24 protein-coding genes are annotated in these 19,188 nt (G+C 69.4%); 10 read left to right on the forward strand and 14 right to left on the reverse strand.

Annotated elements, in window-relative coordinates:
* Nucleotide 1: 1 nt before the first annotated feature.
* A complete protein-coding gene (locus O7631_RS21045) occupies nucleotides 2-655 on the reverse strand; it encodes a hypothetical protein (protein ID WP_278145805.1) in 654 nt (217 codons plus the stop codon).
* Between the two features lie 142 nt (nucleotides 656-797).
* Here O7631_RS21045 and O7631_RS21050 point away from each other — a divergent pair, with 142 nt between their 5' ends.
* A complete protein-coding gene (locus O7631_RS21050; RefSeq protein WP_278145806.1) occupies nucleotides 798-1,139 on the forward strand; it encodes a GlsB/YeaQ/YmgE family stress response membrane protein in 342 nt (113 codons plus the stop codon).
* Nucleotides 1,140-1,164: 25 nt separating this feature from the next.
* On the opposite strand, the gene O7631_RS21055 is transcribed toward O7631_RS21050, so the two are convergent.
* The 3 genes from O7631_RS21055 to O7631_RS21065 form a co-directional block, all read right to left on the reverse strand.
* Nucleotides 1,165-1,542 carry a hypothetical protein gene (locus O7631_RS21055; RefSeq protein WP_278145807.1) on the reverse strand — a complete coding sequence of 126 codons (378 nt, stop codon included), beginning with the start codon at nucleotides 1,540-1,542 and terminating at the stop codon, nucleotides 1,165-1,167.
* A gap of 70 nt (nucleotides 1,543-1,612) precedes the next feature.
* Nucleotides 1,613-3,160: an aldehyde dehydrogenase gene (locus tag O7631_RS21060; protein ID WP_278145808.1), complete on the reverse strand. Its 1,548-nt coding sequence runs from the start codon at nucleotides 3,158-3,160 to the stop codon at nucleotides 1,613-1,615.
* Nucleotides 3,161-3,208: 48 nt separating this feature from the next.
* On the reverse strand, nucleotides 3,209-4,048 hold the full coding sequence (locus tag O7631_RS21065) for an oxidoreductase (RefSeq protein WP_278145809.1): 840 nt from the start codon (nucleotides 4,046-4,048) through the stop codon (nucleotides 3,209-3,211).
* Nucleotides 4,049-4,217: 169 nt separating this feature from the next.
* Here O7631_RS21065 and O7631_RS21070 point away from each other — a divergent pair, with 169 nt between their 5' ends.
* Nucleotides 4,218-4,763: a TetR/AcrR family transcriptional regulator gene (locus O7631_RS21070; protein WP_278145810.1), complete on the forward strand. Its 546-nt coding sequence runs from the start codon at nucleotides 4,218-4,220 to the stop codon at nucleotides 4,761-4,763.
* 49 nt (nucleotides 4,764-4,812) lie between these two features.
* Nucleotides 4,813-5,145 carry a hypothetical protein gene (locus O7631_RS21075; RefSeq protein WP_278145811.1) on the forward strand — a complete coding sequence of 111 codons (333 nt, stop codon included), beginning with the start codon at nucleotides 4,813-4,815 and terminating at the stop codon, nucleotides 5,143-5,145.
* Nucleotides 5,146-5,372: 227 nt separating this feature from the next.
* Here the strand turns inward: O7631_RS21075 and O7631_RS21080 are convergent, their stop codons facing one another.
* The gene (locus tag O7631_RS21080) at nucleotides 5,373-6,116 is read right to left on the reverse strand and encodes a TetR/AcrR family transcriptional regulator (RefSeq protein WP_278145812.1); all 744 of its coding nucleotides are present in this window, start codon (nucleotides 6,114-6,116) and stop codon (nucleotides 5,373-5,375) included.
* Between the two features lie 80 nt (nucleotides 6,117-6,196).
* Between O7631_RS21080 and O7631_RS21085 the strand changes: the two genes are divergently transcribed.
* Nucleotides 6,197-7,444, forward strand: a complete 1,248-nt coding sequence (locus O7631_RS21085; RefSeq protein WP_278145813.1) for a DUF418 domain-containing protein — start codon at nucleotides 6,197-6,199, stop codon at nucleotides 7,442-7,444.
* On the opposite strand, the gene O7631_RS21090 is transcribed toward O7631_RS21085, so the two are convergent.
* Nucleotides 7,422-8,495 (reverse strand): glycoside hydrolase family 43 protein, encoded by a 1,074-nt coding sequence (locus O7631_RS21090; protein WP_278145814.1) that lies wholly within the window; start codon nucleotides 8,493-8,495, stop codon nucleotides 7,422-7,424. The two genes, O7631_RS21085 and O7631_RS21090, sit on opposite strands and share 23 nt — an antisense overlap.
* A gap of 64 nt (nucleotides 8,496-8,559) precedes the next feature.
* Here O7631_RS21090 and O7631_RS21095 point away from each other — a divergent pair, with 64 nt between their 5' ends.
* The gene (locus O7631_RS21095; protein ID WP_278145815.1) at nucleotides 8,560-9,246 is read left to right on the forward strand and encodes a Type 1 glutamine amidotransferase-like domain-containing protein; all 687 of its coding nucleotides are present in this window, start codon (nucleotides 8,560-8,562) and stop codon (nucleotides 9,244-9,246) included.
* Between the two features lie 13 nt (nucleotides 9,247-9,259).
* On the opposite strand, the gene O7631_RS21100 is transcribed toward O7631_RS21095, so the two are convergent.
* From O7631_RS21100 to O7631_RS21120, 5 genes are all read right to left on the reverse strand, one after another.
* Entirely contained in the window at nucleotides 9,260-9,931 is a 672-nt protein-coding gene (locus tag O7631_RS21100) for a hypothetical protein (RefSeq protein ID WP_278145816.1), read from the reverse strand.
* Nucleotides 9,932-10,191: 260 nt separating this feature from the next.
* Nucleotides 10,192-10,614: a hypothetical protein gene (locus O7631_RS21105; RefSeq protein WP_145782471.1), complete on the reverse strand. Its 423-nt coding sequence runs from the start codon at nucleotides 10,612-10,614 to the stop codon at nucleotides 10,192-10,194.
* A gap of 11 nt (nucleotides 10,615-10,625) precedes the next feature.
* Nucleotides 10,626-10,883, reverse strand: a complete 258-nt coding sequence (locus O7631_RS21110) for a hypothetical protein (protein WP_278145817.1) — start codon at nucleotides 10,881-10,883, stop codon at nucleotides 10,626-10,628.
* Complete coding sequence (locus O7631_RS21115) at nucleotides 10,883-11,260, reverse strand: DUF2089 domain-containing protein (RefSeq protein WP_278145818.1); 378 nt, start codon at nucleotides 11,258-11,260, stop codon at nucleotides 10,883-10,885. Before O7631_RS21115 ends, O7631_RS21110 begins: the two co-directional genes overlap by 1 nt.
* A gap of 234 nt (nucleotides 11,261-11,494) precedes the next feature.
* On the reverse strand, nucleotides 11,495-12,160 hold the full coding sequence (locus O7631_RS21120) for a TetR family transcriptional regulator (protein ID WP_278145819.1): 666 nt from the start codon (nucleotides 12,158-12,160) through the stop codon (nucleotides 11,495-11,497).
* A 101-nt stretch (nucleotides 12,161-12,261) separates the two neighbouring features.
* Between O7631_RS21120 and O7631_RS21125 the strand changes: the two genes are divergently transcribed.
* From O7631_RS21125 to O7631_RS21145, 5 genes are all read left to right on the forward strand, one after another.
* Nucleotides 12,262-13,176: an SDR family NAD(P)-dependent oxidoreductase gene (locus O7631_RS21125; RefSeq protein ID WP_278145820.1), complete on the forward strand. Its 915-nt coding sequence runs from the start codon at nucleotides 12,262-12,264 to the stop codon at nucleotides 13,174-13,176.
* Nucleotides 13,177-13,270: 94 nt separating this feature from the next.
* Nucleotides 13,271-14,236 (forward strand): RNA polymerase subunit sigma-70, encoded by a 966-nt coding sequence (locus O7631_RS21130; protein WP_278145821.1) that lies wholly within the window; start codon nucleotides 13,271-13,273, stop codon nucleotides 14,234-14,236.
* 40 nt (nucleotides 14,237-14,276) lie between these two features.
* Nucleotides 14,277-14,711, forward strand: coding sequence for a DUF6069 family protein (locus O7631_RS21135; protein ID WP_278145822.1), 435 nt, complete (start codon nucleotides 14,277-14,279; stop codon nucleotides 14,709-14,711).
* 81 nt (nucleotides 14,712-14,792) lie between these two features.
* Nucleotides 14,793-15,416 (forward strand): DUF6518 family protein, encoded by a 624-nt coding sequence (locus tag O7631_RS21140; RefSeq protein ID WP_278145823.1) that lies wholly within the window; start codon nucleotides 14,793-14,795, stop codon nucleotides 15,414-15,416.
* Between the two features lie 181 nt (nucleotides 15,417-15,597).
* On the forward strand, nucleotides 15,598-15,930 hold the full coding sequence (locus O7631_RS21145) for a hypothetical protein (protein ID WP_278145824.1): 333 nt from the start codon (nucleotides 15,598-15,600) through the stop codon (nucleotides 15,928-15,930).
* Between the two features lie 172 nt (nucleotides 15,931-16,102).
* Here O7631_RS21145 and O7631_RS21150 read toward each other — a convergent pair whose 3' ends face one another.
* The 3 genes from O7631_RS21150 to O7631_RS21160 all read right to left on the reverse strand — a co-directional run bounded on the left by O7631_RS21150 (nucleotide 16,103) and on the right by O7631_RS21160 (nucleotide 18,961).
* Entirely contained in the window at nucleotides 16,103-16,747 is a 645-nt protein-coding gene (locus tag O7631_RS21150) for a dihydrofolate reductase family protein (RefSeq protein ID WP_278145825.1), read from the reverse strand.
* A gap of 94 nt (nucleotides 16,748-16,841) precedes the next feature.
* Nucleotides 16,842-17,372, reverse strand: a complete 531-nt coding sequence (locus O7631_RS21155) for a hypothetical protein (RefSeq protein ID WP_278145826.1) — start codon at nucleotides 17,370-17,372, stop codon at nucleotides 16,842-16,844.
* Between the two features lie 80 nt (nucleotides 17,373-17,452).
* Nucleotides 17,453-18,961 (reverse strand): DUF1996 domain-containing protein, encoded by a 1,509-nt coding sequence (locus O7631_RS21160; protein ID WP_278145827.1) that lies wholly within the window; start codon nucleotides 18,959-18,961, stop codon nucleotides 17,453-17,455.
* Nucleotides 18,962-19,188 lie beyond the last annotated feature (227 nt).

The following is a 19,188-nucleotide window of genomic DNA, read 5'->3' on the forward strand; positions in this document are numbered from 1 at the left end:
GTCACGCCCACTGTTCGCATTGGGCGTCGAGGCGTGGGTCGGAGCGCACCCAGACCTCGCCCCCGGCGGCTCCGGCCGGGGCGTCGACCCGTTCGAGACCGAGGAACTCGACCAACTGGAGCAGTTCGGCGCGGTCGGCCCGGTCGTCGTCGACGTCCTTCGAATCGAAGAAGATGTAGAACTGGTCGGTCGGGTCGACGTAGCCGGAATCCGCCCAGATCCGGCCCACCTCGTCGATGGCCGCTGCCTCCGTCGTGAACGTGGCGGCGCGGGCGGCACCCCGGGTCTCCGGTGACGCGTCGAGATCGGCAAGGTCGGAGAACCACTGGCCGAAGTGGTCGAGGCCGGCGTAACCGTTCTCGAAGAACAGCATCGCGCTCGGCAGGTAGCGGTTGGCCCTGTCGACCAGGAGGTGTTCCGACCGCTGGTGGTCCGCCTCCGTGATCCGGGAGATGACCCCCCGACGCGGCATGAGCACCAGGCGCTGCCGCGCCGGTGCGTCGGCGATCGTGTACGTGTCAGCCTCCCGACCTCGGAAGAACGCGGAGAACGACACGTACGCCTCCTGCGGGTCGCCCACCGTGACGCGGTGATCGTCGCCGTCACCGGTGGCGAAGACGAACTGCTTCGGGCCGGGCTGGTAGGGGCGGGCCATGGGGCGTCCTTCGGTCGGGTGCGAAAGCTCCGCCAGAGTAGAGGGTCCGGGTGACATCACCGTGGCCCCTGATCGGGGCGGGGTTTCCGGGAACGTGAGATTCGGGCATGTATGTCGGCACTGCTGGAGGGGAGAGACAGCAATGCTGGTAACCGGTTATCTCGGCGCGGTGCTCATCGGCGCCCTCGTCGGCCTGCTCGGGCGACTCATCCTGCCGGGGAGGCAGCGGATCGGCGTCTTCGCCACGTTCGTCCTCGGCGTCGGCTCGGCGGTGCTGGGCACAGTGGTCGCCAGGGCACTCCATGTCGACGACGACGCCGGTGTGAAGGTGTGGGTGCTGCGCTGGGACTGGATCGTGCTCGCGATCCAGGTCGGCCTCGCGATCATCGCCGTGGCGCTGGCGAACATGCTGACCTTCACCCGGCTGGCCGGCGGTGACGAAACCCCTCGTCGGCGGCCCCGTCGCAGCAAGGCCAAGAGCTGACGAGCCGACCCCGCTCAGTCGGCCGTCATCCGGCCCTACGCCGGGCCAGGGCGTCGCGGACGGCGAAGGTCACCAGCGACAGCGGCACGAAGACCCAGAGCTGAAGCACTGTGTAGCGGCGCAGTTCCCCGTCGATGTCGACCCCGGCCAGCTCGGCGTCGAGGGCGCCGGGCCGCATCAGTGCGAGCGCGTACACCGACAGTGGCGCGTAGTTGAGACCCGCGCCGACCAACCACAGGCCGAACGCTCGGGTGCCGAAGCCGTCCGATGTCGTCAGCAGCCAACCGCCCCACGTCACCATCAGCACCACGCCGACGAGGAACTCGGCCAGGATGATCCGCCGTCGGCGGATGGTTCCCCGGCTGCCGTGCATGTCGATGGCCGCCAGGCGACGAACGTTCACCGGACCGATGGTGCCAGCGGCGGGCAACCCGTGGTCGGAGCGCGGCTTCTTCCCATCGAAGATCTCACGATTACCGGGTGCGGGTGATCGACTTATGCTCGACGTAGCCGGTCAGGCCGACCTTGCCGTACTCGCGGCCGAGACCGCTGGCCTTGTAGCCACCGAAGGGTCCGTCGAAGCTGATCGGCGAGCCGTTCAGCGTGACAGTGCCCGTGCGCAGCCGGCGGGCGACGGCCAGGGCGCGGGCAACGTCCGCGGACCAGACTCCGCCGGACAGGCCGTACTCGGAGTCGTTGGCAATCCGCACGGCGTCGTCATCGTCGTCGTAGGCGATGACGACCAGGACCGGGCCGAAAATCTCCTCCTGCGCGATGCGCATGCCGTTGTCGACGTCGGCGAACACGGTCGGGGTGACGTAGTTGCCCTTCTCCAGGCCGGCGGGGATCTGCGGGCCGCCGGTCACCAGACGCGCGCCGTCCTCGATGCCGATGGTGATGTAGTCGATGACACGTTGCTGCTGGTCGCGGCGGATCATCGGGCCGATGAAGGTGTCGGATGCGGCGGGGTCGCCGACCTTCAGCGACTCGACCATGTCTTTCACAGCGGTGACAACCTCCTCGTAACGGCTGCGTGGAGCCAGGATGCGGGTCTGCAGGATGCATGCCTCGCCGTTGTTGCCCAGCGATCCGAACCGCAGGCCCTGCATCGCGGCGGCCAGGTCCGCGTCGTCCAGGATCAGTGCGGCGGACTTGCCGCCCAGTTCCAGACCGACGCGCTTGAGTTGCTGCCCGGCGATCGCCGCGATCCGCCGGCCGGCGCGGGTCGAGCCGGTGAAGGAGATCTTGTCGACGTCGGCGTGCGAGACGAGGTGCTCGCTGGTTTCCCGGTCCGCCGGGAGCACACTGAGGACGCCTTCGGGCAGCCCGGCCTCGTGCCAGAGATCCGCCAGCAGCATCATGCTCAGCGAGTTCTCCGGGGAGACCTTGAGCACGACGGTGTTGCCCGCCAGCAGAGCCGGGATCAGCTTCGCGGTGGCGGCGGAGAACGGGGAGTTCCACGGGATGACCGCAGCGACCACACCGATCGCCTCGCGCCGGACGATGGTGTCGAAGGCCACCGAAGGGTCGGACGGCGCGACGATTTCCTCCCAGCCGAACTCCTCGGCTGCCTGGAGGTAGGCGTTGGTCTGACGGGTCAGGAAGGGTTGACCGATCTTGGTGAACCAGCCTGCCGAGCCGTTCTCCCTGGAGATCGCCGCGGCGATCTCGTCCGCCCGGGCGGTACGCAGCGCGTCGTAACGACGCACGACGTCTTGGCGCTCCTTCGGCGAGGTGCGCGGCCACGGACCGTGATCGAACGCCTCACGCGCGGCGGCGACAGCCTTGTCGATGTCGGCTGGTGCGGCCTGCGCCACGCGGCCGAGCACCGACTGGTCGTGCGGGGACAGGATGTCGAGCATCAGCTCCGGCGCGCTGGGAGTCACCCAGGAACCACCGATGTAGAGCTTGTCGCGCACAGTCATGTTTGATTCCTTGAGATGAGAAGGGGTGGAGGAGCCGAGCGGAAGCCGCATCGGCGGCGCCGGCTCTTGGGTGAGCCTCAGGATCGCGGCGGCCATCGTGGCCGGGTCGCCCCGCTGCACGTTCCGAGCCACCACGGGTGTCGGTCATTCGGTGGGGTAGTCCGTGGAGCGGCTCACCTTGGCCCACGAGTTGGCTTCCGCAATACGGCCTTCCTCGGAGCTGATCGCGATCCCTAGCGCGTCGCTGCCGAGCAGTAGCCGGCGCGGAGGCTCCGCGGCGTCCACGGTGTCGACGATGGCGCGGGCCATGCGGTCCGGGTCGCCGGGCTCGTTCCCGGCGTACTGCGCGAATCGATCCAGCCACACGCCAACCGTCTGCGCGTAGTCAGGCGTGATGGGACCGGAGGGCTCGGCGGCCCCGGCGGCCCAGCCGGTGCGGATGCCGCCCGGCTCGACGATGGTGACCTTGATGCCCAAGGGGGCCACTTCGTTGGCAAGGACCTCGGAGAAGCCCTCCACAGCAAACTTCGCCGTCTGGTAGGCACCCAGGCCGGGGGTGCCGCCTGCGCGGCCGCCGATCGAGGAGATCTGCACGATGTGCCCGGAGCGCTGCCCGCGCATCACGGGTAGGACCGCCCTCGTCACATTGACCACGCCGTACAGGTTCGCCTCGACCTGCGCGCGGAATTCCTCCTCGGGGAAGTCCTCGATCGAGCCGCTGGTGGCGTAGCCCGCGTTGTTGACCACCAGGTCGATGGATCCGAACCGCTGCACCGCCGCGGCGACCACCTCTCGGGCCTGCGCCGGGGAGGTGACGTCGAGCGCGACGGCCGCGAGACGCTCGGGGTGCTCTGCCACCAGGGAAGCCAGCGCTTCCGGCTTGCGGGACGTCGCCACTACTCGGTCGCCGGCCTCCAGCGCTGCGAGCACCAGTGCCTTGCCCAGTCCCTGCGAGCCACCGGTGATCAGCCAAGTCCTTGTCATCGTACGTGTCCTCCCGCTTGTCATTTCTCGCCACCCGAAGCGGGCAGCAACACAACCGTAGAGTTACGGCTGCTAAATACAACAAGACCGAGGCAGTAAAATTCTGTTCCGCAACTCACACGCAGAAGATTGCCGGGTAGCTGAAACAATCGAGTATGATCGCGGCACCATGAGAGCTGACGCCGCCCGTAATCTGGATGCGGTCCTCCGCGCCGGAGCTCGACTTCTGGCCGAGGACCCCGGCACCTCCATGTCAGCCGTCGCCGCTGCCGCCGGAGTGGACCGCACCACCGTGCACCGCCGCTTCGCGAACCGCGAAGCCCTGCTCAGTGCCGTCTTCGAGGCCAAGCTCGACTCCGCCGAGAACGTCCTAGACGAGGCCCGCCTGACCGAGGCCCCCGTGCCCGTCGCCCTGCACCGCTACGTGGAGGGAATCGTCCCCGTCAGCCGCGAATGGCCTCTCGACACTCGCCGCCTGATGCAGAACGACCCTGCCGCCAGCATCCGCCGTCAGGAGCAGAGCGCCCGGGTCGACGCCTTCATCCGCCGGTTGCGAGACGAGGGATACCTGCGCGGCGACGTGGACATCACCTGGGCGCGAACGGTCCTCGACCAACTCGTCGACGCCGCCGCCCACCAGTTCCCCACCCTGACGCCACCGCAAGCCGCCGACCTCGTCGTAGCCACCTTCATGAACGGTCTCGGCGCGGCCTGACGGTCGGAGCGATCACCACCCGCCTGATGCCGCTCGATACGATGCGGGGATGGGCAGATTCCTCGCGCTCTTCCACGGTGCGGCTGACGAGGCCGGCAAGGCCGACCTCACCGAACAGCGGCAGACCGAGTTCATCAACGCCTGGGCGTCGTGGGCGCAGGCCAACGAGAAGGCCATCGTCGACCCGGGCGCTCCGCTGAACGCGAAGAAGCTGGTCACCGCGCAGGGTGTCGAGGACGTCACCGACTCGCTGACCGGCTACACCGTCGTCGAAGCGGGCTCGCACGACGAAGCTGTCCAGATCTTCTCCGGGCACCCGCACCTGGGGCTGTTCGCCGGAAACTCGATCGCGGTCCTGGAGTGCCCGCCTCCGCCCAGCTGACACTCGCGTCAGACGGCGGTGACGGCGTCATCGACTGCCGAGCCCCGTCGCCCCACGGACCCGTCAGTTCCGGCTGATCTGACGGTCCGAGCCGTGACGCCGGCCAGCACGAGCCCTCGCCGCACTATGACGCGTAGGCGATATACCTGTGAGTCATAGATATGACTCACAGGTATATCGCTCTCTGCGGCGGGCCGCGGGACGGCTGCCATGGAGGGTGCTGCGGTTCAGGACGTGCGCCGCGCGATGGCGGCCTCGACACCGTCGAGGATCAGGTTCAGGCCGAAGGTGAAGTCCTGGTCCTCCGGGTCCTCGCCCGGCTCGCTCTCGAACGCGCCCGCCGCGAACAGCGGCGCGGCCTCGGGGAAGCGCTCCGGGCGGACGAGCGCGGCGAGGGCGTGGCCGTAGTTCTGCTCGACGTCGGCCTGGCTGAGCCCGGTGCCGCTGCGGCCCTCGGCCATCTGCCGGCCCTGCAGGATCGCGTTGCGCACGTAACCGCTGACGACGACGAGTACGCCTGCCTTCGTCCTCGGATCCAGGCCGGTGTCGTGCAGGACCCGCAGGAACGCATCCATCCAGCCGATGGCGTTCGGCCCTCGGGGTGGGCCGGCGATCGGAACCTCCACGAGCCACGGGTGTTCGGCGTACCGGGCGCGGATCGCCGCCGCCCAGCGATGCACGCCGTCACGCCAGTTGTCCGCGGCCAGCCGGGGGGCGGATCCGGTGGCGTGGTCGGTCATCAGTTCGAGGAGTTCCTCTTTCGAGCCCACGTGCCGATAGAGCGACATCTTGGTGAAGCCGAGAGTCTGCGCGACCTTCTGCAGGGTCACCCCGTCCAGCCCTTCGTGGTCCGCCAGGTCCACCGCAGTGCCGACGACCCGCTCGACGTCGAGTTCGGCGGGCCGGCCGCGGCGTGCGGGCGTCGGGAGTCGCCAGAGCCGCGCCAGGTCGGCGGGCACGTCGTCGGCCATTGACGGCACATTGTGTCCCATGGATAGTATCTCCCGTATATTAAAGATGTCGTCGGGCCGGACCGGGGGAGAAGAAGCATATGGACGTGTCAGCGGGCGCGATCGGCGCCACGGCGAGCCGGTCGAGCGCCGGGCAGCGCCTCCACGACCTCGACGCGCTGCGGGGCTTCGCGCTGCTCGGGATCTTCGTCGTGAACATCACCTTCATGGCCTCCGGTTACCCGGGCAACCTGATCACGGATCCGGCGTTCTCGTCGGTCCTCGACGACGCGGCGCGGTTCCTGTCCGCAGTGTTCGTCGACATGAAGTTCTACATCCTCTTCTCGTTCCTGTTCGGATACAGCTTCACCCTGCAGATGGCGGCGGCTGGGCGCGCGGGCGCCGCGTTCGGGCCGCGGATGCTGCGCCGGATCGCCGGCCTGTTCATCCTCGGCGCCCTGCACACCGCGCTCCTGTACGGCGGCGACATCCTGATGACGTACGCGGTGGTCTGCCTGGTCCTGCTCGCGATGCGCCGGGTCCGCGACCGGACGGCGCTGCGCGTCGCCGGCGTGCTCTACGGGATCGTGCTGCTGAGCCTGCTGGCCAGCGGGCTCTTCGTGGACTCCTCCGCGTTCCTGCCGACCCGAGCCGAGGCGCTGGCCAACGCCGAGAACGCGACCGCCGCGATGCTCGGCGGGTGGGGCGACGTCATCGGCCACCACCTCTCCGGGCTCCCCTTTATGGTGCTCCAGTCCGCGACGTTCCAGGGCCCGACGGCGCTGGCGATGTTCCTGCTCGGAATGGTTGCCGGCCGACGGCGGCTCCTCGCCGGCGTCAGCGGTCACGAGCCGGTGCTGCGGCGGATCCAGTGCATCGGCTTCCCGGTGGGTGTCGCGGGCGGCGTGGTGTACGCGCTGGGCGGCGGCAACGGCGAGTCACTGGCCGTGGGTGCGAGCGCGGCGACCGCGCCTCTGCTGACGGCCGCGTACGTGGCCACGCTGCTGCGGATGATGCACAGCCCGCGGTTCGGGTCCGTGCGGTCAGCCCTCGCACCGGCGGGGCGGATCGCGCTCACCAACTATTTGGGGCAATCGCTGCTGGGACTGCTCATCTTCAGCGGGATCGGGCTCGGCCTGGCCGGGAGGGTGTCGCCGGTGGGGACGACCGTGCTGGCATTGCTGATCTTCGCGGCGCAGCTTGCGGTGAGCGCGTGGTGGCTGCGCCGGCACCGGTACGGGCCGGCGGAGTGGGCGCTACGACGGGTGACGAACGGAAGGACGCCACACACCGGCGAGATCTCCGACGGGCATGGTCGACGCGGGATCACTCGAAGAACTTCAGGCTGAACCCGGTGTCGGTCGTCGGGCCGGGCACGTTGGCGCGGCGGTAGGTGGTGTTGCCCCACCAGCAGAAGGTGCCGGTGTACCAGTACCGGTTCGCCCAGGAGTACGCGGTGCCCTTGGGGACGGCGTGGAACATCAACGGGAACCTCGGCCCGGCCGGCGGGCTCGTGGCGATGTCGCCGTTGAGCAGCACGAAACTGTGATGACCGGGCCCGTTGACGTGCAGAGTGGGATCCCAGCCGGCCATCATGGTGGCCCGGTTCGAGCCGAACAGGCAGCCGTTGGACTTGTACCAGTCCCACACGTACGTCGGGTCGCCGCCGGCGCGCAGTCGCAGGTCGGCCAGGCAGTACTGGTCGCTCCAGCTGCCGTTGGCAGAGTAGACGATGTGGAGTTGCCCGTTGGGGTCCCTGATCGCCTCGGGAGACTCGTTGATGTACGGGTTGCCGACGACGCGCTCCCAGCTCTCCCGTGGTTGGGAGATGACGTACCGGCTGCCGGTCGGGGTGAGCGGGTCGCTCATACGGCTGAGGTAGATGTTCTGTTCGATGTTGGTGTCGCCGGCCCAGCCCGACCAGACGAACCACCGCTGCCCGTTGAAGGTGAACAGGCTGCCGTCGATCGCCCACTTGCCGTCGGGCAGGGCGAGTTGCCGCTCGGCCGTGTAGCCGCTGGCCGGCGACGCCGAGTGGATCACGTACATGCGGTGGGCGGCACCGCGCCCGGCCGAGAAGTAGATGTAGTACCGGCCGCCGTCGGTGACGATCTCCGGGGCCCAGACCTCACCGAGGTTGCGGGTGTCCGTCCACACCTGACGTGCGGGCGCGGCGGCCAGCGCGTCCGGTGACGATGCCTGCCGCACGGCGACCCCACCGCTGAGCGACTGGACGGAGACGTAGGTGGCGCCGACGCGGATCACGCTCGGGTCGGCAGCCCGCAGACTGGTCTGCCCGGCCGTCGCCGGTCCGGCACCGACCGCGGACAGGCCGGCGGCGAGCACGGCGGCCAGCAGGGCGGAGAGGATTCGTGGGAGGGTTCGGTTTCCGATGGTCACGATCCGGGCCCTTTCCTCGGTCAGCATCGACGCTTGTAGATTAGCTTCAGGAGGGCGTTTCGGCGTGAAGTTCCTTCTCACCTCGGGGGGCATCAGCAACCCGAGCATCTCCAACGCGCTCGTCGACCTGCTGGGCAAGCCGATCGCCGAATCCACCGCCCTGTTCATCCCCACCGCCGTCCACCCCTTCCCCGGCGGGGCGGAGAGGGCGTGGAAGGCGGTTCACGGTCGGGCCGACATCCCGCTGACTCAGCTCGGTTGGAAGTCCCTGGGGTTGTTGGAGCTCACCGCGCTGCCGACGATCCGGAAGGAGAACTGGGTTCCGGCGGTCCGGGAGGCCGACGCCCTCCTCGTCTGGGGCGGCGACGTGCTGTACCTGACCCACTGGATGCGTCAGTCGGGCCTGGCCGGCCTGCTGCCCTCGCTGACCGACACGGTCTACGTGGGAGTCAGCGCCGGGAGCATCGCGGTCACCCCGTACAACTGCGACGCCGCATTCGATCTCGGGTTCGTCCCGGACGGCAGCGACATGGCGAAGGACGCCGACCGGGCGTTGGGGCTGGTGGACTTCACCCTGTACCCCCACCTCAACCATCCGGACATGGAGGACACCACGTTGCCCGACATCCAGACGTGGGCGTCCGGAATCCCGGTCCGGACGTACGCCATCGACGACGACACCGCCATCACCGTGGTCGACGGCACCGTCGACGTCGTTTCCGAAGGCGAGTGGAAACTGATCAACCCCTGATCGGGGCGTCCCGTCAGTCGAGCACCGACTCGCCGCCCGGGTAGGCGAACGACGCGCGCGGTGAGTAGAAACCCCAGACGATGGTCAGCGGGTCGGCCGGACGCAGCGCGTACACCGGGTGGTCGGGTTCGAGGAACTCCAACGACTCGACAGCGAACGGGTCGACCGGCTGCGCCACGAACGGGTAGTTGCCGCTGTGCAGCCTGCCGTCCAGCCGGGTGAGGTAGCGCAGTTGGCCCTGGTTGACCGCGTCGCCGGTGCGCCCGACGCGGGCCGTCGTCCTGATCACGGGTACGCCGTCCGCCTCGGTGGTGGCGATCAGCCGATGCCCGCGTACCTCGATGGTGGTCTTGCCCGGGGTCGCCGGCACGCCCCGGGCGGTGGCGTAGGCCCGGACGACCGGGCTTGAGTTGAAGTAATGGGTCCACCACCGACCGGGCGTCACCCCGTCGGGGGCGTCGACCCCGGAAAGATCTGGCCCGATGTACGTCAGGGAGTACGCGCCGAAGCCGGAGGTCTGGCCGGCGTCGTCGACGACGTACTGGTTCATGAAGACCTGGTGGTTCGGTGCCGGCGTTAGCCCGTCCGGCACCAGGGCGGCCACCGCGTCGGGATCGGCCGGTAGCCAACCGAAGTAGATCATCCTGCTGTTCACGACGAGCTGCGGAGCGACGAGTTCGGACACGAGGGGTCCTTCCGCTGGGCATCGATACGTAGCCGCGACGCTACGGAGTGGCCCGACACCCCGACAACGACGGATTGCCGACATGCGAACCGTTCGGCGGGACGCAGCGGAGGGACCACGCGTCCGAGTGGTCCCTCCGTTGGTGTGCCGGTGAGTGGCTAGACTTCAGGTTGGCAGTTCACCTGTGCTCTGCTGCGGCGGGCGCAGCCTCGGGAGGGTGTTCCAGCACCCTCTCGAGGGGCCGTCCCATCGGACGGCGCCTACTCGCAGAAGACCCGCACCGTGGCATCGGGAGAGTCCACCTCCACTGTCACGTCGTCGAGGTGCTCCACCAGCGCCTCCAACTGCTCCGGCTTGAGCTGCGTCAGGTCGATCGGCACGCCCGAGTCGCTGAGTGAGGCGTTGGCCTTGACCAGGGCCTGCGGCGGGACCAGCGCCGCCAGCCGTACGCCGGCCCGCAGCAGTTGCAGTGGCACCCGCACGTTGACCCGCGACGGCTCGCCGTTGTCGGTGGCGTCCACCACCACCCGCAGGTACTTCACCTTGCCCTTCGGCCGGAGATCGTGACCTGCCACCGCCGGTGCCTGGTCCCGTTCGAGGGCGGCGATGAGCTGCTCCGCCTCCTCTGCGGTGATCTTGCCGGCGGCCAGCATGTCGAGGATGTCCTTGCGTTGTTCGGTCATGCGAACCTCTCCTATCGGATGGCTACGAGCACGGCCAGGCGGCCCTGCTCGATGTCGAAGCGGGCGCCGGGCAGCGCGGAGACGACGCGCCAACCGGCACCGAGCGCCCGCATCACACGGATGCGGAACACGAGGCAGGCCACGATCACCGCGAGCACGACCAGGATCACGACCGGCAGGAGTACGAGCACCACGGGGAGCACCGGGACCCAGAAGCGGAGGGGCCGATGGTCGGGGCGGCGGACCTTGACGGTCACCAGCTGCGGCATCACGATCGGCCGTCCAGCTCGGCCAACGCCTGCTGTGCGGTGATCTCACCGCGGCGCAGCCGGTCGATGATGTCGGTCCGCGAGGGTGCCGGGTCGGTCTCGACGAAGTCGAGCATCTGCGTGATCCGGTTGAGTCGTGACTTGATCGTCGGGTAGCTCACCCCGAAGATGCGTTCCATCTCCTTGATCGAACCGTGGCAGCGCACGAACGCCGTCACGAAGACCTGGTCCTCGACGTTGAGCTGAGCCAGTTGCGGTAGCTCGAACTCACCCTCGATCGCGACGCCGTTGCCCGCCAGGCGCACCCGCTCGACGACGAACGGCTGGCCCCGCGTCAGGCTGGTCAGTTCCTGCCAGTCCATCGCCTGCTCTGTCATACCTAAAGTTGTATCTCAAGAATCTTCAACTTCAAAGAGGCTGGCCTTAACTTTCTTAAGGTTGGCCTCAAGGTCGCCTGTGTGCGGTGCGATCGACTCGCCTTCACGGAAACCGGGGTGTCCGGGCTCTTCGGACAGGGCGGCTTCACGGAACCCGAGTCGATCTCGCGGGCCGGGAACGATCCGCAGCCCCTCGCCGAGCGGGAGCGATCCGCAGCGACGTGCGCGTCGGACTCAGAAGCGCGGCAGGACGCCCACGAGCGACGTGATGATCGCGAGCCGCAGGGCCGTCCGCAGGTCGACATGGTGGACCGCGAGCGCCGGCTCGGACTCGTAGACGGCGAGCAGGCTCGGTGGCGGCGAGGCGTAGGCGGACAGCGTGCCAGCCATGAACAGGGCGTGCAGGCAGAACAGCTCGGCGCGGTCGCCGACCTCGGGCAGGTGCCGCCGGACGAGGCCCGCCATCACCGCGAGGTTGCCCAGCGAGGCCCGCTTGTGCCGGCGGATCACCTCGACCGAGACGTTGTGCTCGAGCACCCCGCCCTGCGCTCCGATGAGGTCACAGAGCACCGTCTGGGTGGCGAGCGACCGGCTGAGCACGTCGGCCGCCTGCTCCGCCCGTTCCATCGCGGACCCGCTCAGGTCGACGCCGTGGGCCAGCTCCCGCTCCAGCTCGGCCAGCCAGGTCGTCGTCCGGTCGTCCATCAGGTCGAGCAGGATCGCCTCGCGGGACTCGAAATAGCGCAGCACCGCCGTCTTGGCCAGGCCGACCCGCCGGCTCAGCTCGTTGAGGGTCACCTCGGCCACCGACATCTCGTCGAGCATCGCCGAGGTCGTCTCCAGGATCGCCTGCCGTCGGACCGCACGCTGCTCCTCGCTGCGCGCCCGCTGGAACGTCATGACAGCAACCCTAGCTTAGGTACCGGCGGTCTCTTGACAACGTACCGACGGTACCTTAGCGTTTCAGGCGTAAGTTACCGGCGGTACATTGGGGAGCAGAGATGAAGTGGACCGAGCAGCAGATTCCGCGCCAGGACGGCCGGGTGGCCGTGGTCACCGGCGCCAACACCGGACTGGGCTTCGAGACCGCCCGGCGGCTCGCCGAGCGCGGGGCGTCGGTCGTGCTGGCCGTGCGCGACACCGCGAAGGGCAAACTGGCCGCCGCCCGGATCAACGGCGACGTCTCCGTACGGGAGCTGGATCTGACCTCGCTGGACTCGGTACGCGCCGCCGCGGCCGGCCTGCGCGCCTCCCACCCGCGTATCGATCTGCTGATCAACAACGCCGGCGTGATGTACACCCCGAAGCAGACCACGCGCGACGGCTTCGAGATGCAGTTCGGCACCAACCACCTGGGCCACTTCGCGCTCACCGGCCTGCTGCTCGACCTGCTGCTGCCGGTACCCGGCTCCCGGGTGGTCACGGTCAGCAGCGTCGGGCACCGCATCCGCGCCGACATCCACTTCGACGACCTGCAGTGGGAGCGTTCGTACAGTCGGGTCGGCGCCTACGGCCAGTCGAAGCTCGCCAACCTGATGTTCACCTACGAGCTGCAACGCCGCCTCTCCGCGCACGGCGCCACCGTCGCGGTGGCCGCCCACCCCGGCGTCTCCAACACCGAGCTGGTCCGCAACGCCCCGGCGGTCGTCCGTCGGCCGGTCACCCTGCTCGCCCCGGTGATCACTCAGCCCGCCACGGCCGGTGCGCTGCCCACCCTGCGTGCCGCCACCGACCCGTCCGTTCTCGGCGGGCAGTACTACGGCCCCGACGGCCTGGGCGAGGTGCGCGGCTACCCGAAGCTGGTCACATCCAGCCCCGAGTCCTACGACCTGACCGTGCAGCAACGCCTCTGGGCCGTGTCGGAAGACCTGACCGGCGTGCGGTTTCCGGTGGGCAGGGCCGCCGCCACGGCGTGACCGTGCCGCCGGCAGGTAGGTGCCCGGTGATGAGTTTTCCGACCCGCGCCCGTCATACCTGGGACAGGACATGACGAGGCGGAAGGATGACGTGATGAGTGCGAATGTGAGGGACCTCGCCGAGGTCGACGAGCCGGAGTTCACCGGGCTGGCGCAGCGGCACCGGCGGGAGCTGCACGTGCACTGCTACCGGATGCTCGGGTCGTTCGAAGACGCCGAGGACACCGTCCAGGAGACGTTCCTCCGTGCCTGGCGGCGGCGGGAGACCTTCGAGGGACGCTCGACGTTCCGGGCCTGGCTGTACCGGATCGCCACCAACGCCTGCCTGGACTTCCTCGCCAAGTGCCGCCCGGAGCCGGCGACCGGCGGCGAGGTGCGCTGGTTGCAGCCCTACCCGGACCGGCTGCTCGACGAACTGCCGGCGGGCGACGCCGACGAGCCGGAGGCCGTGGCCGTCGCCCGGGAGACGATCGAGCTGGCGTACGTGGTCGCCGTCCAGCACCTCGCGCCGCGCCCACGGGCCGCGCTGATCCTGCGCGACGTGCTCGGCTGGCCGGCGAAGGACGTCGCGGAACTGCTCGGCGACTCCGTCAACTCGGTGAACAGCGCGCTGCAACGGGCCCGCGCCGGCATGCGGGAGCACCTGCCCGCCGAACGGCAGGACTGGACCGGCGGCGACGAGGACGCCGGGACCCGTGAGGTGGTACGCCGCTTCACCGAGGCCAGCGTCGCCACGGACATCGGCCGGCTCACCACGATGCTGCGCGACGACGTGCGGTGCTCGATGCCGCCAACCCCGGGCCTGCACGTCGGCCGCGACGCGGTGGTCAACGACTGGATCCGGGACGGCTTCGAAGGCATGACCGGCCTGCGCGGCATCCCCACCTCCGTCAACCGGCAACCCGCCGTCGCCTTCTACCACTGGCGGGAGCGGGAGAACGCGTACCTGCCGCTGACGCTCGACGTCCTACGCATCACCGGCGGGGCGATCACCGAGATCACCACCTTCCACGCCGATCAGTTCCCGAGGCTCGGGCTGCCGGCCGGCGGCACGGAGTAGTCCCGGTGTCCGCCAGTGACCGAACCGATGGAGCACTGACATGACCAGCACGAACGCCGCCCCGGCATCCACTCAGACCAACCGCCGAATCCTCGGACTCGCCGGCACCGGCCTCCTCGCGACCCTCGCCGCGATGGTGGTCACCACAGCCGCCGCCGCGCTCGCCCAGGCCGCCGGCGTCAACTTTCAGATCCCCGACGGTGGCGAGGCGATCCCGTTGGGCGGGTTCGCCGTGGTGACCGGGTTCTTCTCAGTCGTCGGCATCGTCATCGCCGTCGCCCTGCTGTGGTGGAGCGCCCGCCCCGCCGAGCGGTTCCTCTGGACGACCGTGTCGCTGACCGCGATCTCGCTGGTCCCGCCCCTGCTCGCCGGGGCGAACACCGCCACCACCGTCGCCCTTCTCGCGCTGCACCTCGTACCGGCGGCGGTCGTGATCCCCACCCTGACGCGAAGCCTCCGTGCCCGCGTCGGCTGACGGGCTCACTCCCGGCCCCCCGACCCTCGGGGTTGCGGGGGCCGCCGGGGCGACACCGCATACTCGGTATGCTCTGCGATCATGCGACCTGGTGATCGGACGGTGGCGCTCGCCTCCGTGGTGGGCGGCTTCCTACTCGGCGTCCTCGACTTCTGCTGGATCAAGTGGCTGCCGTTCCCCATCGCCGAACTCGGCAACTCCACCGCCACCTGGGCGGTCGCCGCCTTCTTCTTCGGATACTGGGCGCGGGCCGGGTGGCTGCGCGCCGCACTCGGCGCCACCGTCCTGCTCGTCGTCGCGGTACCCAGCTACTACCTCGCGGCCGCACTCCTGCAAGGCGACGACCTCGCGGTGCTCTGGGCGCCGTCGTCGCTGGTCTGGATGTTCTTCGGGGTGCTCGCCGGTGTGGTGTTCGGCACCGCCGGGACGTGGGCGCGTGGCACGGGTTGGCGGCAGGTCGTCGGGGCGGCGCTGCCGGCAGCCGTGTTCTTCGAGGAGGCGGTCCGGTTCGCCGGCAAGGCGACCGATCCCGACTACTCCTCCGGCGCGTGGTGGAACGTGGCCATCGACCTCGCGCTGGGCCTGCTGATCGTCGTGCTGACCGGCGAGTCACACCGTCGGCGGGCACTCGTCGTCGCGGTCGCCGTACCACTGGCGGCCGCGATCCTGGTGAGCTTCGCGCTGGCCGGCCGGGCGCTCTCCTAAGCCGCGCGCCCCGCCCTCGCCGCGCCTTCCGCCCATGATCCGCGCAACTTCCGGGATGTTGCTGCCTCCGGCAGGCGGGAGACACCAACATCTCTGATGTTGTGCGGATCTTGGGCGGGCGCAGCCGGTGCGTGGGCGCGGGCAGGCGGTGCGTGGGCGTTCCTCGGATAGCCTGTCGCCCATGGAATCCGTGGACGTTGTCCTGGCCGTCGCGTGCCTAGCGGCCAGCCTGGCCATGGCCGCCGTGCTGCTCTACCGCAGCCGTGGCGGCACGCAGGCACCCCGGATCTTCGGCCGCCCGCAGCACCTCCCACGACTGCGGGCCGCTATGTACGTCTGCCTGGGCCTCGGGCTGGGCGGCGGCTGGCTCGTGAAGGACCTCTTCCCGCCCCACTCCACAGGCGACACGGTGCTGTTCAACGCGGTGCGGGTCCTGCTGGTGGCTGGCGTTCTCACCGCCTTGCTGAGCGCGCTCCGGCACCCGCGGTCCGTCCCCGACGAGGCCGCCCGCTAGGGCAGCGGTCGCGCCGGCTTGCCCATGCTTGGTCGGCCCGGTGACGGACGCTGAAGGTGATCGGCCGCATGGAGATCCGCGCAACTTCCCGCATGTTGCTGCCTCCGACATGCGGGAGACACCAACAACCCTGATGTTGCGCGGATCTTGGCGATGGGTTCCCGGTGCGACGTCAGTCGTCGCGTCGGGCACCGCGATCGGGTGCGGCCATGTCGCCCGTGGCGGGTGTGCCGTCGGCCAGCCCGTAGCGCAGGTAGACGGTGCCCTTCGCGCTGGCCACCGGCGGTTCGAGGAGTGTGAGGTTCGTGGGCACCTCGCCACCGTCGAACACCTTCTTGCCGACGCCGAGCACGATCGGGTGCACCCACAGGTCGAGCCGGTCGAAGAGCTTCTCGCGCAGAAGGGTCTGCACCAGGTTCAGGCTCCCGACGACCTTCACGTGCTCGTGCCGGTCCCGGATCTCGCGCACCGCGCCGGCCAGGTCCGGGCCGAGCTGCGTGGACCCGGCCCACGAGAGGTCGGGCGTGCCCCGGGAGGCCACGTACTTCGGGACGCTGTTGAAGAGCGTGGCGATGTCGTCGTCCTGGCCGCCCTCCTGGTGCGGCCAGTACGCGGCGAAGATGTCGTACGTCCGCCGGCCGAGCAGGAGAGCGTCGGTGCCTTCGTACGCGGCCGCGACCTGCGCTCCGGCGACATCGTCCAGCAGGGGCGCCTGCCAGCCGCCGAACGGGAACCCCGCCGGGTCCTCCTCGGGACCACCGGGCGCCTGCCCGACGAGGTCGAGGGTCGCGAACAGCTCGATGTGGACGAGGCCCATGCCCTACTCCTCATGAGGTCGTTGTCTCGACCCAAAGCCTAGACCGGCGCCGGAGCGTGGACCCGGCTCGCGTGATCGGCGGCGAGTCCGCCGATCAGTCGACGCAGGGCGTGAACCGGCTCGACCAGCCTTCGTCGGGCCTCCCGTCGAGGGCGAACAGTTCGAAGCCGTTGCCGTCGTGGCTGACGAGCAACGCGTCGCCGAACTCGTACGGATCGGGGGCCTCCTCCTCGTGCCGATCCGCGGAGGCGCGTTCCCCGAAGTCGAGTCGCACCCACCGACGGTGGTCGACCTTCCGGTCGTCTTCGTTCTCGTGGTCGCTGAGCAGCCAGGTGCCGTCCGTGGACGTGGGCCTGCGGCCGTCGAAGTAGGTACGCCAGATGAACTGGTCGGTCCACGTGTGGCGGAGGTCGCGAAGGACGTGCGACAGATAGGTGTCGGACATCGGCTCGACCCGCGACGACCCGTCCTGGCGCAGGTCGATGCGGTCGCCGGAGGAGCCGCACCAGGCTCTCGTCAGGTCGGCGTTCGTCGGGATCGGCGGGGGAGTGGCTGACGTACAGCCGACCGCGAGGGTCGCCACCAGGGTCAGCGTGGTCGTCACGGCACCGGTCCTGATCCACACGCCGGCCACTCTAGGACCCGACTCCCACAGACGGACGGCCCCCGCACCGGAGTGCGAGGGCCGTCTCTGTCAGGCGTCGGTCAGCCGCCGGCGAAGGTCACCTCGGTGCCGCACTTGGCGTTCTGGTTGAGGCAGGACTTCACCAGAGCGCCGAGGCGGGCAGGCTCCCAGGCGTTCATGAAGTCACCGTGCATGGACGACGGCTTGCCGGAGGAGAGGCTGAGACCGTCACCGCCCAGCGACTGGTAGTTCACCATGAAGGACAGATCCGGCACGGCCACCGGGTACTTGCCGGTGCAGACCCCGTTCACCGGGTCGCCCATGTGTGACTTGTGGTCGGGCGAGTCGATGTTCTTGCCGTCCCAGCAGTCCTTGAACACGAGCTGGAAGATCAGGTTGCCGCCGGGGGCGCAGACCGGCCAGTTGCCGTCGGCGCTGCGGCCGATCTCGGCGCTGCCGGCACACCAGAACTGGTTGCTGCCGGCGTTCTTCGGGGTGTCCACCTGCCTCTTCGCGTCACCCTCGACGACCCGCAGGCCCGGCGGGAACGGCTTGACGGTCGACGGGTCCTTGACCCGCGAGCCGTAGTAGACGCGGAAGCTCTTGATCGGCACGGCCTTGCCGTCCTTGCGCAGCTCCGGGACCCAGTAGGCGCTGTTGTCACCCGGGGCGTTGCAGTTGGTCGTCGCGGAGAGCAGCTTGTCCGTCGTGGTGAAGGCGTCGATCTTCGTGCCGAAGAACGTGTGCATGTGCGAGGCGCCGGGCAGGCCGGGCACGACGATCGGGTCGTCCGGCGCGGAGTTGGCGACCTCGCAGTCGGTGTGGAACTCGGGGACCCGGGTGGTGCCCGGGGTCACCGCCTTCGGCGTGATCGCGTTGAACGCGGCGAGTTCCCTGTCCCACCGGGCCTGGTCGACGGGCACCCAGCCGCCGGCCGGCGCGCTCGGCGGGACCGACGTGGAGGCGGACGACGACGGGGTGGCGCTCGGGGTGGCCGAGGCGCTCGGCGGCGTGCTCGGCGTGGTCGAGGCGCTGGGCGACGCGCCGGCCGCCGGGCCGAACGTGAACCAGTTCAGGTTGACGAAGTCCGACGTCGAGGTGCTCTTCAGCACGGCGAAGACGGTCTGCGGGCCGGCGGGCACGCTCGACGCCTTCGCGGCGACTGTCGTCCACTTCTGCCAGCCGCCGGTCTGGGCGATCGGGAAACTGGCCAGCACCGTGCCGTCCTGCGCGCCGAGGCGCAGTTCGACGCTGCCACCGGCGGAGTTGTGCGAGGACACCCGGGCGGTCAGGTCGGCGCCGGTGATCGACACGCCGTCGTACCGCAGCCAGTCGCCGTTGGCCAGCCAGCCGACGTTGCGGCCGCCGTCGGCGTCGCCGGTGCTCTCGGTCTGCGCGCCGGACTGCGCCGCGAAGGCCTCCGCCTGGACCCGGCCCGGGGCGGAGACCTCCTCGGCCTGGGCGCCGGCGATGTAGATGCCGCTCGCGGTCAACGCGGCGGCGACCGCGCCGGCCAGCGTGAGGCGGGTGATACGACGGCGCTTGCGCGCCCGGTCCGGCGGTGCGACATGCGCGGGGGGAGTCCGCATTACCAATTCTTCCTTTGGGTCGACGGCACAGCTGATGGCGAAAAGAAGTATGAGTGGGTCGGGGGATTGGCATCAACTTGTGGGCGAAGAATTAAGGAGACCATTTCGGACGGGCCCTGGTGGCCGGCCTGCCGGCGGCGAATAACAGTTTTTCGTCTGCATTTCCTTAAGTTTTCATTAAGCGTCCGGAGTGGACCTCTGCGCCTTCACCTGGGCGTACGATCCTG

Source organism: Micromonospora sp. WMMD967, from assembly GCF_029626165.1.
GTDB classification, from domain to species: domain Bacteria; phylum Actinomycetota; class Actinomycetes; order Mycobacteriales; family Micromonosporaceae; genus Micromonospora; species Micromonospora taraxaci.

Excerpts from the sequence above, each read along its gene's own strand:
- O7631_RS21045 (WP_278145805.1), bottom strand. The coding sequence starts at position 655 with ATGGCCCGCCCCTACCAGCCCGGCCCGAAGCAGTTCGTCTTCGCCACC.
- O7631_RS21050 (WP_278145806.1), top strand. The coding sequence starts at position 798 with ATGCTGGTAACCGGTTATCTCGGCGCGGTGCTCATCGGCGCCCTCGTC.
- O7631_RS21060 (WP_278145808.1), bottom strand. The coding sequence starts at position 3,160 with ATGGCCGCCGCGATCCTGAGGCTCACCCAAGAGCCGGCGCCGCCGATG.
- O7631_RS21065 (WP_278145809.1), bottom strand. The coding sequence starts at position 4,048 with ATGACAAGGACTTGGCTGATCACCGGTGGCTCGCAGGGACTGGGCAAG.
- O7631_RS21070 (WP_278145810.1), top strand. The coding sequence starts at position 4,218 with ATGAGAGCTGACGCCGCCCGTAATCTGGATGCGGTCCTCCGCGCCGGA.
- O7631_RS21075 (WP_278145811.1), top strand. The coding sequence starts at position 4,813 with ATGGGCAGATTCCTCGCGCTCTTCCACGGTGCGGCTGACGAGGCCGGC.
- O7631_RS21080 (WP_278145812.1), bottom strand. The coding sequence starts at position 6,116 with ATGGCCGACGACGTGCCCGCCGACCTGGCGCGGCTCTGGCGACTCCCG.
- O7631_RS21085 (WP_278145813.1), top strand. The coding sequence starts at position 6,197 with ATGGACGTGTCAGCGGGCGCGATCGGCGCCACGGCGAGCCGGTCGAGC.
- O7631_RS21105 (WP_145782471.1), bottom strand. The coding sequence starts at position 10,614 with ATGACCGAACAACGCAAGGACATCCTCGACATGCTGGCCGCCGGCAAG.
- O7631_RS21110 (WP_278145817.1), bottom strand. The coding sequence starts at position 10,883 with ATGCCGCAGCTGGTGACCGTCAAGGTCCGCCGCCCCGACCATCGGCCC.
- O7631_RS21115 (WP_278145818.1), bottom strand. The coding sequence starts at position 11,260 with ATGACAGAGCAGGCGATGGACTGGCAGGAACTGACCAGCCTGACGCGG.
- O7631_RS21120 (WP_278145819.1), bottom strand. The coding sequence starts at position 12,160 with ATGACGTTCCAGCGGGCGCGCAGCGAGGAGCAGCGTGCGGTCCGACGG.
- O7631_RS21125 (WP_278145820.1), top strand. The coding sequence starts at position 12,262 with ATGAAGTGGACCGAGCAGCAGATTCCGCGCCAGGACGGCCGGGTGGCC.
- O7631_RS21130 (WP_278145821.1), top strand. The coding sequence starts at position 13,271 with ATGAGTGCGAATGTGAGGGACCTCGCCGAGGTCGACGAGCCGGAGTTC.
- O7631_RS21135 (WP_278145822.1), top strand. The coding sequence starts at position 14,277 with ATGACCAGCACGAACGCCGCCCCGGCATCCACTCAGACCAACCGCCGA.
- O7631_RS21140 (WP_278145823.1), top strand. The coding sequence starts at position 14,793 with ATGCGACCTGGTGATCGGACGGTGGCGCTCGCCTCCGTGGTGGGCGGC.
- O7631_RS21145 (WP_278145824.1), top strand. The coding sequence starts at position 15,598 with ATGGAATCCGTGGACGTTGTCCTGGCCGTCGCGTGCCTAGCGGCCAGC.
- O7631_RS21150 (WP_278145825.1), bottom strand. The coding sequence starts at position 16,747 with ATGGGCCTCGTCCACATCGAGCTGTTCGCGACCCTCGACCTCGTCGGG.
- O7631_RS21160 (WP_278145827.1), bottom strand. The coding sequence starts at position 18,961 with ATGCGGACTCCCCCCGCGCATGTCGCACCGCCGGACCGGGCGCGCAAG.